Origin of the sequence: Skermanella sp. TT6 (assembly GCF_016653635.2) — a bacterium.
Lineage (GTDB): Bacteria > Pseudomonadota > Alphaproteobacteria > Azospirillales > Azospirillaceae > Skermanella > Skermanella cutis.
This window is the reverse complement of sequence record NZ_CP067420.1, coordinates 5,130,446-5,144,602: the sequence shown is the minus strand read 5'-3', so window position 1 is coordinate 5,144,602 and position 14,157 is coordinate 5,130,446. Positions and strand designations below refer to the sequence as shown.

18 protein-coding genes and 1 other RNA gene are annotated in these 14,157 nt (G+C 66.8%); 16 read left to right on the top strand and 3 right to left on the bottom strand.

The features are described 5' to 3' along the window. Positions 1-40: 40 nt before the first annotated feature. From sufC to IGS68_RS23975, 9 genes are all read left to right on the top strand, one after another. Positions 41-793 carry a Fe-S cluster assembly ATPase SufC gene (gene sufC, locus IGS68_RS24015; protein WP_201074760.1) on the top strand — a complete coding sequence of 251 codons (753 nt, stop codon included), beginning with the start codon at positions 41-43 and terminating at the stop codon, positions 791-793. Beyond that, positions 793-2,148 (top strand): Fe-S cluster assembly protein SufD, encoded by a 1,356-nt coding sequence (sufD, locus tag IGS68_RS24010; protein ID WP_247881051.1) that lies wholly within the window; start codon positions 793-795, stop codon positions 2,146-2,148. The genes sufC and sufD overlap by 1 nt, the downstream gene beginning before the upstream one ends. A gap of 24 nt (positions 2,149-2,172) precedes the next feature. Continuing rightward, positions 2,173-3,441 carry a cysteine desulfurase gene (locus tag IGS68_RS24005; protein WP_201074758.1) on the top strand — a complete coding sequence of 423 codons (1,269 nt, stop codon included), beginning with the start codon at positions 2,173-2,175 and terminating at the stop codon, positions 3,439-3,441. Beyond that, the gene (gene sufU / locus IGS68_RS24000; RefSeq protein ID WP_247881050.1) at positions 3,441-3,923 is read left to right on the top strand and encodes a Fe-S cluster assembly sulfur transfer protein SufU; all 483 of its coding nucleotides are present in this window, start codon (positions 3,441-3,443) and stop codon (positions 3,921-3,923) included. Before IGS68_RS24005 ends, sufU begins: the two co-directional genes overlap by 1 nt. A 29-nt stretch (positions 3,924-3,952) precedes the next feature. Beyond that, positions 3,953-4,309, top strand: a complete 357-nt coding sequence (locus IGS68_RS23995) for an SUF system Fe-S cluster assembly protein (protein ID WP_228435233.1) — start codon at positions 3,953-3,955, stop codon at positions 4,307-4,309. Between the two features lie 62 nt (positions 4,310-4,371). Beyond that, on the top strand, positions 4,372-4,710 hold the full coding sequence (locus tag IGS68_RS23990; RefSeq protein WP_201074754.1) for a HesB/IscA family protein: 339 nt from the start codon (positions 4,372-4,374) through the stop codon (positions 4,708-4,710). A 42-nt stretch (positions 4,711-4,752) separates the two neighbouring features. Further along, on the top strand, positions 4,753-5,427 hold the full coding sequence (locus tag IGS68_RS23985) for an energy-coupling factor ABC transporter ATP-binding protein (protein WP_201074753.1): 675 nt from the start codon (positions 4,753-4,755) through the stop codon (positions 5,425-5,427). Further along, a complete protein-coding gene (locus tag IGS68_RS23980) occupies positions 5,427-6,026 on the top strand; it encodes an energy-coupling factor transporter transmembrane component T family protein (protein ID WP_201074751.1) in 600 nt (199 codons plus the stop codon). Before IGS68_RS23985 ends, IGS68_RS23980 begins: the two co-directional genes overlap by 1 nt. Positions 6,027-6,208: 182 nt before the next feature. Beyond that, complete coding sequence (locus IGS68_RS23975) at positions 6,209-6,754, top strand: biotin transporter BioY (protein ID WP_201074749.1); 546 nt, start codon at positions 6,209-6,211, stop codon at positions 6,752-6,754. 4 nt (positions 6,755-6,758) lie between these two features. Here the strand turns inward: IGS68_RS23975 and IGS68_RS23970 are convergent, their stop codons facing one another. Further along, on the bottom strand, positions 6,759-7,478 hold the full coding sequence (locus IGS68_RS23970; protein ID WP_201074747.1) for a GntR family transcriptional regulator: 720 nt from the start codon (positions 7,476-7,478) through the stop codon (positions 6,759-6,761). Positions 7,479-7,639: 161 nt separating this feature from the next. Here IGS68_RS23970 and IGS68_RS23965 point away from each other — a divergent pair, with 161 nt between their 5' ends. From IGS68_RS23965 to IGS68_RS23935, 7 genes are all read left to right on the top strand, one after another. After that, positions 7,640-8,623 carry a C4-dicarboxylate TRAP transporter substrate-binding protein gene (locus IGS68_RS23965; protein WP_201074744.1) on the top strand — a complete coding sequence of 328 codons (984 nt, stop codon included), beginning with the start codon at positions 7,640-7,642 and terminating at the stop codon, positions 8,621-8,623. A 69-nt stretch (positions 8,624-8,692) separates the two neighbouring features. Continuing rightward, the gene (locus tag IGS68_RS23960) at positions 8,693-9,211 is read left to right on the top strand and encodes a TRAP transporter small permease (RefSeq protein ID WP_201074742.1); all 519 of its coding nucleotides are present in this window, start codon (positions 8,693-8,695) and stop codon (positions 9,209-9,211) included. Beyond that, complete coding sequence (locus tag IGS68_RS23955) at positions 9,208-10,485, top strand: TRAP transporter large permease (protein ID WP_201074740.1); 1,278 nt, start codon at positions 9,208-9,210, stop codon at positions 10,483-10,485. The genes IGS68_RS23960 and IGS68_RS23955 overlap by 4 nt, the downstream gene beginning before the upstream one ends. A 7-nt stretch (positions 10,486-10,492) precedes the next feature. Beyond that, a complete protein-coding gene (gene uxaC / locus IGS68_RS23950) occupies positions 10,493-11,908 on the top strand; it encodes a glucuronate isomerase (RefSeq protein WP_201074739.1) in 1,416 nt (471 codons plus the stop codon). Positions 11,909-11,951: 43 nt separating this feature from the next. Further along, positions 11,952-12,340, top strand: a transfer-messenger RNA (tmRNA) gene (ssrA, locus tag IGS68_RS23945). Between the two features lie 170 nt (positions 12,341-12,510). Then, on the top strand, positions 12,511-12,708 hold the full coding sequence (locus IGS68_RS23940; RefSeq protein WP_201074730.1) for a hypothetical protein: 198 nt from the start codon (positions 12,511-12,513) through the stop codon (positions 12,706-12,708). A gap of 23 nt (positions 12,709-12,731) precedes the next feature. After that, a complete protein-coding gene (locus tag IGS68_RS23935) occupies positions 12,732-13,280 on the top strand; it encodes a hypothetical protein (RefSeq protein WP_201074728.1) in 549 nt (182 codons plus the stop codon). Positions 13,281-13,526: 246 nt separating this feature from the next. On the opposite strand, the gene IGS68_RS23930 is transcribed toward IGS68_RS23935, so the two are convergent. Continuing rightward, positions 13,527-13,751, bottom strand: a complete 225-nt coding sequence (locus IGS68_RS23930) for a DUF4926 domain-containing protein (RefSeq protein ID WP_201074726.1) — start codon at positions 13,749-13,751, stop codon at positions 13,527-13,529. Continuing rightward, entirely contained in the window at positions 13,748-14,098 is a 351-nt protein-coding gene (locus tag IGS68_RS23925; protein ID WP_201074723.1) for a DUF6883 domain-containing protein, read from the bottom strand. Before IGS68_RS23925 ends, IGS68_RS23930 begins: the two co-directional genes overlap by 4 nt. Between the last annotated feature and the right edge of the window lie 59 nt (positions 14,099-14,157).

Here is a 14,157-nt window from a genome sequence, read left to right as displayed (position 1 = left end):
CGGCGCCGCCACCAACCCAATTCGATACGGAACCGCAACGATGCTCGAAATCAAGAATCTCCACGTCAACGTCGCCGACAAGCCGATCCTGAAGGGTCTCGACCTGACCATCGGCGCCGGCGAGGTCCATGCCATCATGGGGCCGAACGGCGCCGGCAAGAGCACGCTGGGCTACGCGCTGGCCGGCCGCGACGGCTACGAGGTCACCGAGGGCAGCGTGACCTACAAGGGGCGGGATCTGCTGGAGATGGAGCCGGACGAGCGCGCCGCCTCGGGCGTGTTCCTGGCCTTCCAGTACCCGGTCGAGATCCCCGGCGTGTCCAACACCACCTTCCTGAAGTCGGCGCTCAACTCCATCCGCAAGGCGCGCGGCGAGAAGGAGCTGGACGCCATGGAGTTCCTGAAGCTGATCAGGGCCAAGACCAAGCAGCTCGGCATGACCGACGAGATGCTGAAGCGCGCGGTCAACGTGGGCTTCTCCGGCGGCGAGAAGAAGCGCAACGAGGTGCTTCAGATGGCCGTGCTGGACCCGGCGTTCTGCGTGCTGGACGAGACCGACAGCGGGCTCGACATCGACGCGCTGCGCATCGTGGCCGACGGCGTCAACGCGCTGCGCGGCCCGGAGCGCGGTATCCTGGTGATCACCCACTATCAGCGCCTGCTGGACTATATCGTTCCGGACAAGGTCCACGTGCTGGCCAACGGCCGCATCGTGCGCACCGGCGACAAGAGCCTGGCGCTGGAGCTGGAAGAGAAGGGCTACGCCGAGTTCGGCGTGGACGAGGCGGCCTGATGGCGAAGAATTCCATGACGACCGATACCGCGACCATCCAGCCCTACCTGGACCACCATGGCCGGGTGGCTGCCGCCCTTCCCGGCGGCGAGCTGCCGTGGCTGGCCGGGCTGCGCGAGACCGGCCTCTCCCGGTTCAGCCGGCAGGGCTTCCCGACCGCCCGGGTCGAGGCGTGGCGCTACACCAGCCTGCGCCCGCTGGAGAAGGTCGCGTTCGAGCCGGCGTCCGCCGCGGGCGGGGCCGTGTCGATCGACGTGCTGCCGACCGTCATGCCGGCCGGGCAGGCGTCGCACCGCCTGGTGTTCGTCGACGGCGCGTTCCGCGCGGACCTCTCCTCCGTCGGAGCGCTGCCGGAGGGGGCCGTCGTGACCTCCCTGAGGCAGGCGTTGACCGGGCATGCCGCCCTGCTGGAGCGGTACCTGGGCCATGTCGGCGTGACCGACGCCAACCCGTTCCAGGCGCTGAACACCGCGTTCCTGGCCGACGGGCTGGTCGTCCACCTGCCCAAGGGCGTCGCGGTGGCCGAGCCGATCGAGGCCGTGTTCGTCGGCAGCGGCGGCGGTGCGGGAACCGGCAAGCCGACCATGCACCATCCGCGCATCCTGGTGGTGGCCGAGGCCAACTCCGAGGCGACGCTGGTCGAGCACCATGTCGGGCAGGGGGACGGCGTCTATTTCGCCAACCTGGTGACCGAGATCGTGGCCGGCGAGGGCGCCCGGCTGCATCACTACAAGGTGCAGCGGGAAAGCCGCGAGGCCTTCCACATGGCGACGGTCACCGCCGACCTGGCCAAGGACGCCAGCTACGACAATTTCGTGCTGACCATGGGCGGCCGTCTGTCACGCAATGAAATCAAGCCTGTGTTGAACGGCACGGGCGTCGAATGCCGGCTGTCGGGTTCCTACATGGTGAACGGTCGGCAGCACTGCGACACGACCACGGTGATCGACCACGCCCAGCCCCACTGCACCAGCCGCGAAGTCTACAAGGGCGTCATCGACGGCAATGCCAAGGCGGTGTTCCAGGGCAAGATCATCGTGCGCCCGGACGCGCAGAAGACCGACGGTTACCAGCTGAACCGGGCGCTGCTGCTGTCCGACACGGCCGAGATCGACAGCAAGCCAGAGCTGGAGATCTACGCCGACGACGTGAAATGCAGCCACGGCGCCACCGCCGGCGAACTGGACGACGACCAGCTGTTCTATCTGCGTGCCCGCGGCATCGACCTGGAGAGTGCCCGGAACCTGCTGATCTCCGCCTTCCTGGCGGACGCGATCGAGGAGGTCCGGATCGACACGGTGCGCGAGGCATTCCAGGGCATGGTTACCGGCTGGCTGAAGACCCAGCGCGTCTGAAGCTTCCAGGGATCAGGAATCGACATGAACGAGATCGCCAAGGTGCGGCAGGGTTTCGATAGCGGAACGGCGACGGGATACGATGTGGAGGAGGTCCGCAAGGACTTCCCCATCCTGTCGCGCACCATCTACGACAAGCCGCTGGTCTATCTGGACAGTGCCGCCAGCGCCCAGAAACCGCGCCGGGTGATCGACGCCATGGTTTCCTGCATGACGGAGGAATACTCCAACGTGCATCGGGGCGTCCACTGGCTGAGCGCCACCGCGACCACGCGGTTCGAGGCGGCCCGGAAGACCGTGCAGCGCTTCATCAACGCCCGCGAGGACCGCGAGGTGGTCTTCACCCGCAGCGCCACCGAGGCGATCAACCTGGTGGCGTCGAGCTGGGGGCGGACCAACCTGCGGGAAGGCGACGAGGTCGTCATTTCGCAGATGGAACATCACGCCAACATCGTGCCGTGGCAGATGCTCCGGACCGAGAAGGGCATCGTCCTGAAGATCGTGCCGATCGACGAGTCCGGCACCCTGCTGATGGACGAGTACGAGAAGCTGCTGGGGCCGAAGACCAAGCTGGTCGCGATCAGCCACATGTCCAACGCGCTCGGCACCATCAACCCGGTCAAGGACATCGTCCGGATCGCCCACGCCAAGGGCATCCCGGTGCTGGTCGACGGCTGCCAGGGCGTCACCCACCTGGGCGTGGACGTGCAGGACCTGGACGCCGACTTCTACGTCTTCTCCGGCCACAAGCTGTACGGCCCGACCGGCATCGGCGTGCTCTACGGCAAGGCCGAGATCCTGGAAGCCATGCCGCCCTACCAGGGCGGCGGCGACATGATCGCCCGCGTCACCTTCGAGGAAACGACCTTCAAGGGCATCCCGCATCGTTTCGAGGCCGGAACGCCGGCCATCGTCGAGGTGATCGGGCTGGGCGCGGCGCTGGAATACCTGATGGAGCTGGGACTGGACAGGATCGCCGCGCACGAGCGCGACCTGCTGGCCTATGCGACGGCGCAGCTGACGGAGATCCCGGGGCTGCGGATCTACGGCACCTCGCCGAACAAGGCGAGCATCCTGTCCTTCACGCTGGGCGACGCCCATCCGCACGACATCGGAACGATCGTCGACCGGGCCGGCGTCGCGGTTCGGGCCGGGCACCACTGCGCCCAGCCGCTGATGGACTTCTACAATGTGCCGGCGACGGCGCGGGCCTCCTTCGCGCTCTACAACACCTTCGACGAGGTGGACGCGCTGGCGGCGTCGCTCCGCCGGGTCCAGGAGATCTTCGGGTGATGACGGGAGCGACGATGGACGACCTGCGGGACCTGTACCAGGAAGTCATCCTGGACCACGGCAAGAACCCCCGGAACCTCCGCCATCCGGAGGACAGCAACCGGGAAGCGCGCGGCGACAACCCGATGTGCGGCGACAAGGTCACCGTATACCTGAAGGTGAGCCCCGACGGCATCGTCGAGGACGCCGCCTTCGAGGGGCGGGGCTGCGCCATCTCCACCGCCTCGGCCTCGATGATGACGGAGCTGGTCGCCGGCCGGACCGAGGCGGAGGTGAAGGCCCTGTTCGAGCGCTTCCACGAGATGTGCACCAAGGACGACCACGAGCATGTCCATGGCGGGGGCGTGGACGGGGAGGCCCTGGAGCGGCTCCAGGTGCTGGCGGGAGTCCGCCAGTTCCCGATGCGGGTCAAGTGCGCCACCCTTGCGTGGCACACCCTGGACGCGGCCCTGGCGGGCGGCGCCAAGGCTTCTACCGAATGAACGGGCGGCAGGTTCGAGGAGGCGATGAAATGCCAGACGATGTGAGCGGCCAAGTGCTGGAGCAGACCGGCGTGGTGGACAACGAGACTTTGATGGACCAGGTGATCGACGCGATCAAGACCGTCTACGATCCGGAGATCCCGGTCAACATCTGGGAACTGGGGCTGGTCTACCGGGTCAACGTGGACGCGGAGAAGAACGTCGAGGTCGACATGACCCTGACGGCGCCGTCCTGCCCGGTGGCAGGCGAGATGCCGATGCAGGTGCAGCAGGTCATCGAGAATCTCGACGCCGTGAAGTCATGCCGCGTCGAACTGGTCTGGGAACCGTCCTGGCATCCCGGCATGATGTCGGAAGAAGCCAAGGTGGCCCTGGATATGTTCTGATGCCGCGGATCGGCACTGGAATCGGCACCGGACAGAGCATGCAGAAGTCGGAGTAGAACGAGATGGCACTTCCCAAGGCAATGACGATCACCGACGCCGCGGCCGAGCGGGTCAAGCAGATCATGGCGAAGTCGGAGAAGCCGGCCCTGGGCCTGCGCGTCGGCGTCAAGACGCGCGGCTGCTCCGGACTCAGCTACACCGTCGAATACGCCGAGGAGATCAAGAAGTTCGAGGAGGTGGTCGAGGACAAGGGCGTCAAGATCCTGATCGATCCGGCCGCGACCATGTTCCTGATCGGCACCGAGATGGACTATGTGGACGACAAGATCCAGTCCGGCTTCGTCTTCAAGAACCCGAACGAGAAGGCCCGCTGCGGCTGCGGCGAGAGCTTCAGCGTCTGACGGCCGGCCCGCGGTACCGTTCCCGATGCGGGCCTTTCCTCCGTGATCGAACTTCGGCAGGTCAGCCACCGGTTCGGCGACCATCAGGTCCTGCGCGACGTGTCGGTGACCCTGGCGGAGCGCCGGGTCGCCGTGGTCGGCGCGAACGGGTCGGGCAAGAGCACCTTCGCCCGCCTGCTGAACGGGCTGGTGGTGCCGGACGAGGGCTCGGTGCTGGTGGACGGGCTGGACACCCGGACGGAGGGCAAGGCCGTCCGCCGCAAGGTCGGCTTCGTGTTCCAGGACCCGGACACCCAGATCGTCTATCCCATGGTCGAGGAAGACATCGCCTTCGGCCTGAAGAACCTGAAGCTGGACCGCGCAGAGATCGACCGGAGGGTGGCCGCGGTGCTGGACCGCTACGGGCTGGCCGGGCACCGGAGCCGCCCCGCGCACCTGCTGAGCGGCGGCCAGAAGCAGATGCTGGCGATCTGCTCGGTGCTGGTGATGGAACCGGCTTACGTCGTGTTCGACGAGCCGACGACGCTGCTCGACCTGCGCAACAAGCGCATGGTCATGGAAACGGTGGCCGGACTGCCCCAGGCCGCCGTCTTCGTCTCCCACGACCTGGACCTGCTCGGCGGGTTCGACCGGGTCCTGGTCTTCGACGGCGGCCGGATCGTCGCCGACGATCGCCCCTCCGCCGCCATATCCCGTTATGTAGAACTGATGGCCTGATGCTGGGCCTCTATATCGAGCGCGAGTCGCCGGTCCACGCGCTGGCCCCGGGCGCCAAGATGCTGGCGCTGATGCTGGTGGCGGTCGGCCTGATCCAGGTGACCGATCCCCGCGTCCTCGGCGTCGTCCAGGCCGTGGCCCTGGGCCTGTTCGCCCTGGCGCGCCTGCCGCCCCGCGAGGTCGCGGCCCAGCTTCGCCCGGTGCTGCTGCTGGGACTGTTCTTCTTCGCGGTCCACGCGCTGCTGGTCGGCTGGGAGAGCGGGCTGGTCACGGTCCTGCGCTTCACCGTGCTGGTTTCCCTGGCGGTGCTGATCACCCTGACGACCCGGGTCTCTGACATGGTAGAGGCCCTGGAACGGGGGCTCCGGCCCCTGCGCCGGGTCGGCGTCAATCCCGCCAAGGCCGGCCTGATGATCTCGCTCGCGATCCGCTTCGTGCCGCTGCTGATCGATCTGGTCCGCGAGATCCAGGCCGCCCAGCGGTCGCGCGGCCTGGAGCGCAGCGTCACCGCCGTGGCGGTGCCGCTGATCGTCAAGACGCTGCGCATGGCCAGCGTGCTGACCGACGCGATCGAAGCCCGCGGCTACGATCCCGATTGAGTTTTCCGCGCCGGCGCGCCATGTCTCCGCCTTGCTGGTGCGGAGCGAAGTGCCGCAGGTCGGCCTTCGCCCGTCAGGGCGAACGCCGACATCCTGCGTCAACGCTCCGGCCATGTTGTCGGCCTTCGGCCGAGGCCGACCTACGATTAATCGATCAAAACCAAGTACCGGACCACACCGACATGCTGACCACCCGCGACATGGTCCATATCGCCCTGTTCGCCGCCATCATGGCGGCGCTGGGGCTGATGCCGCCGATCCCGGTCGGGTTCATCCCCGTGCCGATCACCGCCCAGTCCATGGGCGTCATGCTCGCCGGCTCGATCCTGGGGGCCAAACGCGGCGGCCTCGCGATGCTGCTGTTCCTGGCGCTGGTGGCGGTGGGCCTGCCGCTGCTGTCGGGAGGGCGCGGCGGCCTTGGCGTGTTCTTCGGCCCGACCGCCGGATTCCTGCTGTCCTGGCCGGTCGGCGCCTTCGTGGTCGGCTGGCTGACGGAACGCTTCCGCACCCGCCTGACCTTCGCCCGCCTGCTGGCCGCCTGCGCCGCGGGCGGGATCTTCGTGGTCTACGCGATCGGCATCGTCGGCGTCAGCTTGGTCGCCGGCCTGCCGCTGTTCCAGGCCGCCGCCGGCTCCCTGGCCTTCATCCCCGGCGACCTGGCCAAGGCCGTCGTGGCCGCCTTCGTTGCCCACACCGTCAACCGGAGCTACCCCGTCATCCAGGCCTGAGCCGTCAGGCGGCGCAGGTGGGCCGCGCGGCGGGTGCCGCGGCGCCGTCGAACAGGTCGGGGAAGCGCTGCTCCAGCTCGGGCAGGGAGGTCAGGATCTCCCGCAGATGGCGGCGCATGGCGGCCTCGGCCCCGTCGGGATCGCGGGCCTCGATCGCGTCCACGATCGCCTCGTGCTGGTGGATCAACCGATCGAGCGGCGTCGCGTGGGGCAGGCTCAGGTAGCGCACCCGGTCCATCTGGGCCTTGGTCTCCTCGACCACGCGCCATGCGTATTCGCAGCCGATCCCCAGCGCGAGGGTCCGGTGGAACGCCTCGTCCAGGTCGAGGAAGCGTTCGGGCGTGCTGTCCTCGGCGGCGGCCCGCTGGGCCCCCAGGTTATCGCGCAGGTCGCGGACGATGCCGGCCGGCGGCTCCTCGCCGGCCTTGCGGGCGACCGCCACCTCGACCGCTTCCCGGACGAAGCGCGCGTCGATCACCTGCTTGACCGAGATCTTGACCACGAAGGTGCCGCGCTGCGGGCGGATGGTCACCAGACCCGACTCGCCCAGCTTGATGAAGGCCTCCCGGACCGGCTGTCGGCTGACGCCGAGCTGGGTGGCGACCTCCTGCTCCGACAGCGGCTGGCCGGGGCTGAACTGCATCGTGACGATGGCCTGGCGCAGGGCCTGGAAGACGCGCTTCGCCACCGGCTCGGCCGAGTTCGATTCGATCCTGCTGAGCATCGCCGTCCTTTCGCCCCCTCTCGACCAAACCCCGCAAGGCAAATGGTGCTGCCCATCCTGCGCCGTCGCAAGGGCATTGCCAATACCATTCTTGTATACTACCATACCAGTGAGTAGCAAGAACGCCTCTGCAACACAGGCAAGCCCTCGAGGGAGGAGACATGAGCTTCATCACGCGCACGTGGCGCGCCGCCACGCTCGGCATGGCCCTGGCCACCCTGGCCGGAAGCGCCTTCGCCGCCGACTACACCCTCAGCGTCAACACCGCCCTGGCGCAGCAGGACCCGCTGTACAAGGGCCTGGAGGAATTCAAGAAGAGCGTCGAGCAGCGGACCGGCGGCAAGGTCTCCGTGCGCCTGTTCCCGGGGTCGCAGCTCGGCAAGGACGAGGACGTGCTTGAGCAGGCCCGGGCCGGGGCCGGTGTCGCCGTGGTGGTCGACGGCGGCCGCCTCGCCGTCTTCACCAAGGAGTTCGGCGTCCTCGGCGCGCCCTACCTGGCGCAGGGCTACGAGGGCATCCGCAAGGTCGTCACCTCGCCGCTGTTCGAGCAGTGGACCGAGAAGCTGCGCAAGGCTTCGGGACACCAGGTGCTGTCGTTCAACTGGTGGCAGGGCGAACGCCACGTGCTGACCAACAAGCCGGTGGCCACGCCGGCGGACCTCGGCGGCATCCGCATGCGCACGCCGGGCGCCCCGGTCTGGATGGAGACGATCCGCGCCATGGGCGCCACGCCGACGCCGATGGGCTGGTCGGAGGTCTATACCGCGCTCCAGCAGAAGGTGATCGACGGGGTCGAGGCCCAGCACCCGGCCAGCTACGGCTCCCGGCTGTACGAGGTGACCAGCCACGTCACCAAGACCGGCCACATCAACCTGATCACCGGCATCGTCACCAGCGCCGCCTGGTTCGACAAGCTGCCGGCCGAGTACCGCCAGATCCTGCGCGAGGAGTCGACCAAGGCGGGCGACAACGCGTCGCGCGCGACGGAGGCGTCGCTGGCCGATTACGAGAAGCAGATGAAGGAGCAGGGCATGACGATCGCGGAGATCGACGTCGCCCCGTTCCGCGAGGCCACCAAGCCGGTCTACGACAAGCTGGGCTACACCGAGCTCCATCAGGAGATCGAGAAGATCCTCCAGAACTGACGCGACCGCCCCAGGCCCGCCGTCTAAAGGCCCGCCGTCTAAAGGCCCGCCGTCTAAAGGATTGCCGCCATGACATCCTGGCTGATCAAGGGGGAGGGGCTGCTGGCAACGCTCCTCCTGGCCATCATCGTGCTTCTCGTCTTCGCCGCCGGCGTCATGCGCTGGTTCGGCCATCCCCTGGTCTGGTCGGTGGACCTGGCGCAACTCCTGTTCGTCTGGGTCAGTTTCCTCGGCGCCGACATGGCGCTGAGGAAGCGCGCCCATATCGGCATCGACTACCTGGTCAAGCGCCTGCCCGCGACGGCGCGGGCGGCGCTCGACCTGGTCCTGGGCGCCGTGGTGCTCGGATTCCTGCTGACCATGGTGGTCATGGGCTACGAGCTTACCATGCTCAACCTGGAACGGCAGTTCGGCGACAGCGGGATCAGCTATGCCTTCGTGACGGGCGCGGTTCCGGCCGGATGCCTGCTGCTGTCCGTCACGCTGCTGGGGCAGATGGTCCGGACCGTGCGCGGCCTGCGCACCCGGCCGGAACCCGTCTTCGCTCCCGCCCCATCCGCCATCCATGCCGAGGAGGTCGTTCCGTGACCCTGCTCGCCGTCACTTTCTTCCTCCTGATGGGGCTCGGCCTGCCGATCGCCTTCGCGATCGGGATCGCCGGATTCTCGTTCTTCGCGACCAACGAGATCATGCCGATGTCGATCGGCGTGCAGCAGGTCGCGACCGCGTCCCAGAGCTTCCCGCTGCTGGCGGTGCCCTTCTTCGTGCTGGCCGGCCACATGATGAACCGGACCGGCATCACCACCCGGCTGATCGCCTGCTCCAGCGTGCTGGTGTCGTGGATGTCGGGGGGGCTGGCCCAGGTCTGCATCGTGCTGTCCACCCTGATGGGCGGAGTCTCCGGGTCGGCGGTGGCCGACGCGGCGATGGAGGCGCGCATCCTCGGCCCCAGCCTGATCGCCCGGGGCTATTCCAAGGGCTTCACCTGCGCCACGATCGCCGTGGGCTCGCTGATCACCGCGACCATCCCGCCCAGCCTGGGGCTGATCCTGTACGGCTTCGTCGGCAACGTGTCGGTCGGCCGGCTGTTCCTGGCCGGCGTCATCCCCGGCCTGCTGATGATGGCCGGGCTGATGGTCACCGTGTGGCTGATCGCGCGCCGGCGCGGCTACCGCGCCGAACTGGCGGAGCGGCCGACCCTGCGGTCGGTCGGTCGGGCGGTCGCCGACGCCAAGTGGGCGCTGCTGTTCCCGGTGGCGCTTCTGGTCGCGATCCGCGGCGGGCTGTTCACCCCGTCGGAGGTCGGCGCCTTCGCGGTGATCTATGCCGCGATCGTCGGATTCCTGCTGCACCGGGAGCTGACCTGGGCCGGCGTGATGGAATCCCTCTACGAGGCGGTGGTGGATACCGGGCTGATCATGCTGATCATCCTGTTCTCCGGCATGGTCGGCTACGCCATCATCTTCGAGCAGGCGCCGCAGAGCATCGCCGAGGCGATGACCGGCCTGACGCGCGAGCCGATCCTGGTGGTGGCGCTGGTGCTGTTCTTCCTGTTCGTCGCCGGGCTGTTCATCGAGAGCACGGTTCTGGTGCTGCTGCTGACGCCGATCTTCCTGCCGATCGTGACGCCGCTGGGCGTCGATCCCGTGCATTTCGGCATCCTGATGATGACCATCGTCACGCTGGGGTCGATGACGCCGCCGGTGGGGGTCGCGATGTACACCGTGTGCAGCCTGCTGGACTGCCCGGTGGAGGAGTACGTGGTCGAATCGCTGCCCTTCATCTTCACGATCCTGCTGCTGGTCGTGGTCCTGGCCTTGTGGCCCGGACTGGTCCTGTTCCTGCCGAACGCCCTGATGTGAGAGCGCCATGCTGAACGAAGACCGACTGTTCCCGGCCGATCCCGGCACGCGGGCGATCGCCCGCCGGCTCTATGCCGAGGTCCGGGACCTGCCCATCGTCAGCCCGCACGGCCACACCGACCCGGCTTGGTTCGCCCTGGACGAGGCGTTCCCCGATCCCGCAACCCTGCTGGTGGTACCGGACCACTACCTGCTGCGCATGCTCTACAGCCAGGGCATCCCGCTGGAGAGCCTGGGCGTGCGGCCTCGGGACGGGGCGGCCGCCGCGACAGGCCCGGTCGAGACCGACCCGCGGCGGATCTGGCGCACGGTGGCCGAGCGCTGGCACCTGTACCGGGGGACGCCGACCCGGCTGTGGTGGGAATATTCGCTGGAGCGCGTGTTCGGCGTGACGGAGCGCCTGTCGGCGGCCACCGCCGACGCGATCTACGACCGGATCGCCGAGTGCTTGGCGAAACCGGAGTTCCGGCCGCGCGCCCTGTTCGAGCGCTTCGACATCGAGGTGCTGGCAACCACGGAATCCCCGCTCGACACGCTGGAGCACCACAAGGCGCTCCGATCGTCGGGATGGCGGGGACGGGTGGTGACGACGTTCCGCCCGGACCCCGTGGTCGATCCGGATACCCCGGGCTTCCTCGCCAACCTGGAGACGCTGGGCAGGATCACCGGCGAGGACACGCTGGGCTGGAAGGGCTACCTGTCGGCCCTGGCGCGGCGGCGGCGCGACTTCATGGCATGCGGTGCCACCGCGACCGACCACGGCCACCCGACGGCGTCCACTGCGGACCTGCCCCCGGACCAGGCGGCGGCGCTGTTCGAGACCATCGTCTCCGGCCGGGCCTCTCCCGCCCAAGCCGAGCTGTTCCGCGGCCAGATGCTGACCGAGATGGCGCGCATGAGCCTCGACGACGGACTGGTCATGCAGATCCATGCCGGCGTCCACCGCGGCCACAATGATTGGATGCGCCGCACCTTCGGGCCGAACCTGGGCGACGACATCCCGGTGCGGGGCGAGTTCGTCACGGCGCTGAAGCCGCTGCTCGACCGGTTCGGCAACGAGCGGGACCTCACCGTCATCCTGTTCACCCTGGACGAGACGGTCTACGCGCGCGAGCTGGCGCCGCTCGCCGGGCATTATCCGGTCCTGCGGCTCGGCCCGGCCTGGTGGTTCCACGACAGCCCGGAGGGCATGCGCCGCTACCGCGAGCAGACCACGGAGACGGCGGGCTTCTACAACACCGTGGGCTTCAACGACGACACCCGGGCCTTCCCGTCGATCCCGGCCCGGCACGACGTCGCCCGCCGGGTGGATTGCGCCTATCTGGCCGGCCTGGTGGCAGAGCACCGGCTGGACGAGGACGAGGCGCGGGAGGTGGCGGTCGATCTGGCCTATCGCCTGGCGAAGCAGGCCTACCGGCTGTGAGGCCCGCGCCGGTCCCGGGAAGGGCTTGCGAATCCCGGCGCCAAGGCTTATCTAGGGGATAGCGTTGCAGGGCGGCCCTTGGGCCGTCCGGGACTGCGATCATATAAGACCTGGCGGACGGGGGCTGCAATGCCCCCCGCCTCCACCAAAAGACCTCGCGATGAGCGGGGCATGGCCTCCGGGCCATCAGGCCAAACCTCTGCGGAGTGAGGGCTTGTCCGATGGGGGCGAATTAGGATCGACGTGGGTGAATAAGGGTCGTTTAGACGTTGGGTGAGGTACGCCCGCTGATCCCTTCGGGGAAAGGCTCGTCCGACAACTTGTGAATGTCGCAAATGACAACCACAATGCTCAGGATCTCCGCGTAGCTGCCTAACGGTGGCCGTGGTGAAACTAGGCGGGGCTGGAATGGCCTAGCAACAGAATATTCCCGGGAAGGGCGGGGGCAACCCCGCCCTTTTTGCGTGTGGGCGGCTGTGAGTGGCTGCATCTATGCGGCGGCTCGGGTCCCCTGAAATCCCTTGACCGACCTGCCATCTCGTTGCTATCCATGCGTCGAAAGTGGTATGTTTCCATGTAAAATTCCGGGAAGAGCGCGACCGATGAAGTTGGCCGACATCAAGAAGAACAACAGCCAATTCATCAAGGAACTGCAAGCCGCCAGAGCGGTCGCGTCTTCCGAAGTCCATGTCAATTCGGGCGTCCGCACGGCAGCCGACGTATCCGCCATCATCAACAACCGCATAACAGAAAAGCCGGACTGGGAGCCTCTTTACCAGTACGCGATGCAATTCGATTGATGCGGGACTCGGACCTTTTGCCGGTGGAAGTTCAGGACAAGCTGGCGGTCCTGTTCTGTGAAGCCGTCTCTTCCATAGCGGAGGAGAACGGGTTGCCCGACACCCTGATCGACGTTTCAAGTAGCGAGCTGTCCCTTGCGTTGAGCGAGGCTCGCAAGGATCTGATGATCATGTTGGCGCGCCGCGTTACCCTGACGTCCAAGTCTGGCGGGCCGGATAGGTTCGACGGGCTGTCGATCGGAAAGCTGGCTGGAATACTCGTATTCCGGCTTTCACGGTATCGCATCGTCCATGTGAATACGTCGGGCATGAAATCGACGGACGTGAGGGCGATGAAGCTGTCCAGCAAGCTCCAGGAGTTGGCGGCGCTCAGGTTCGCATCCGAAACGATCCTCAAGGTTCGTCCACTGGTCTGGCATCCCGAGTTGCTTTACGTCCTGTCGCGACGCCATATCAATCAGGAGATGCTTGGCGTAACCTTCGACGTCATTGCAACCCACTGCCCGAACCTAACTACGGCGTCTCCCCTGGACAAGCCTCCATTCGACAAATTCTATAGGCGTGCTTCCTGAGGCGGAGTTCGGTCGGTGTCGGTTCTTGGGGAAAGAGCCGTGATCTCTGGATCTGTACCCGATCAGGTCGATCCGCCCGAGACAGCTGATCCGATGCGTTGCGCCATGGGCGCAACCTACGACCGTCGGCCCGCATCACCTCCGCCCTGCATCGAGCCGTAGGTTGCGCCCATGGCGCAACACGGGGCGGCGAGTGGAACGGCAGGCTGCGAAGACCGGAGCGGTTCAACCTGATCGGGGACCGCTCTAAGCCACCATCCTTGCATGGGGGATTTCCCTATCGCCTACTGCCCTGACCGCGTGGGCGGGAACAGTCACGACGGAGATGGTTTCGCCCGTCAGCGTGGCAAATTCGACTTCATAACCAGCTCCGCCAGCATGGACCATCACGATGCAGCCCACATCACCGGCTTGCAGTCCTTCCTCGGGAAGGTCCTTGGTCAAGACGACGGGGTCGAGTTCCTTGATCATCGCTGACCTCCACGTGCCGGATAGGCTGTCACCAGCCTGGGGATGATAGTACTTCTTGCGACGAACCAAACCACTTTAATCTGCGGATTTCTTCCATCGGGCGTAAGCAACGGCCCCTCAACGATGTACTTTGTGCCGAACTCCGATGAGGTTGCCGATATGAAGTCACTCGTACCCAGGTGGAGGAGCAGTGCATCGCTGAAGATGCTCGATGAGTCGGCTCGAAAGCCAAAGCTACGGAAGTAGGCAGATTTGTTGCGCCCTGTCGGGTGGTTTTCGGATGGCAGGTATCCTTTGATCTTGCTCTCCTCGACTACCGCCAGATGGGAGTTCGGCACAGTGTTCATGGCGTGCGCTCGGCACCTGCAATCTCGATCGGAGAACGTCACTCCTGCATTCGGACCAA

Coding starts and splice junctions, on each gene's coding strand:
- sufC (WP_201074760.1), top strand. CDS start 41: ATGCTCGAAATCAAGAATCTCCACGTCAACGTCGCCGACAAGCCGATC.
- sufD (WP_247881051.1), top strand. CDS start 793: ATGGCGAAGAATTCCATGACGACCGATACCGCGACCATCCAGCCCTAC.
- IGS68_RS24005 (WP_201074758.1), top strand. CDS start 2,173: ATGAACGAGATCGCCAAGGTGCGGCAGGGTTTCGATAGCGGAACGGCG.
- sufU (WP_247881050.1), top strand. CDS start 3,441: ATGACGGGAGCGACGATGGACGACCTGCGGGACCTGTACCAGGAAGTC.
- IGS68_RS23995 (WP_228435233.1), top strand. CDS start 3,953: ATGCCAGACGATGTGAGCGGCCAAGTGCTGGAGCAGACCGGCGTGGTG.
- IGS68_RS23990 (WP_201074754.1), top strand. CDS start 4,372: ATGGCACTTCCCAAGGCAATGACGATCACCGACGCCGCGGCCGAGCGG.
- IGS68_RS23980 (WP_201074751.1), top strand. CDS start 5,427: ATGCTGGGCCTCTATATCGAGCGCGAGTCGCCGGTCCACGCGCTGGCC.
- IGS68_RS23975 (WP_201074749.1), top strand. CDS start 6,209: ATGCTGACCACCCGCGACATGGTCCATATCGCCCTGTTCGCCGCCATC.
- IGS68_RS23970 (WP_201074747.1), bottom strand. CDS start 7,478: ATGCTCAGCAGGATCGAATCGAACTCGGCCGAGCCGGTGGCGAAGCGC.
- IGS68_RS23965 (WP_201074744.1), top strand. CDS start 7,640: ATGAGCTTCATCACGCGCACGTGGCGCGCCGCCACGCTCGGCATGGCC.
- IGS68_RS23960 (WP_201074742.1), top strand. CDS start 8,693: ATGACATCCTGGCTGATCAAGGGGGAGGGGCTGCTGGCAACGCTCCTC.
- uxaC (WP_201074739.1), top strand. CDS start 10,493: ATGCTGAACGAAGACCGACTGTTCCCGGCCGATCCCGGCACGCGGGCG.
- IGS68_RS23940 (WP_201074730.1), top strand. CDS start 12,511: ATGAAGTTGGCCGACATCAAGAAGAACAACAGCCAATTCATCAAGGAA.
- IGS68_RS23930 (WP_201074726.1), bottom strand. CDS start 13,751: ATGATCAAGGAACTCGACCCCGTCGTCTTGACCAAGGACCTTCCCGAG.
- IGS68_RS23925 (WP_201074723.1), bottom strand. CDS start 14,098: ATGAACACTGTGCCGAACTCCCATCTGGCGGTAGTCGAGGAGAGCAAG.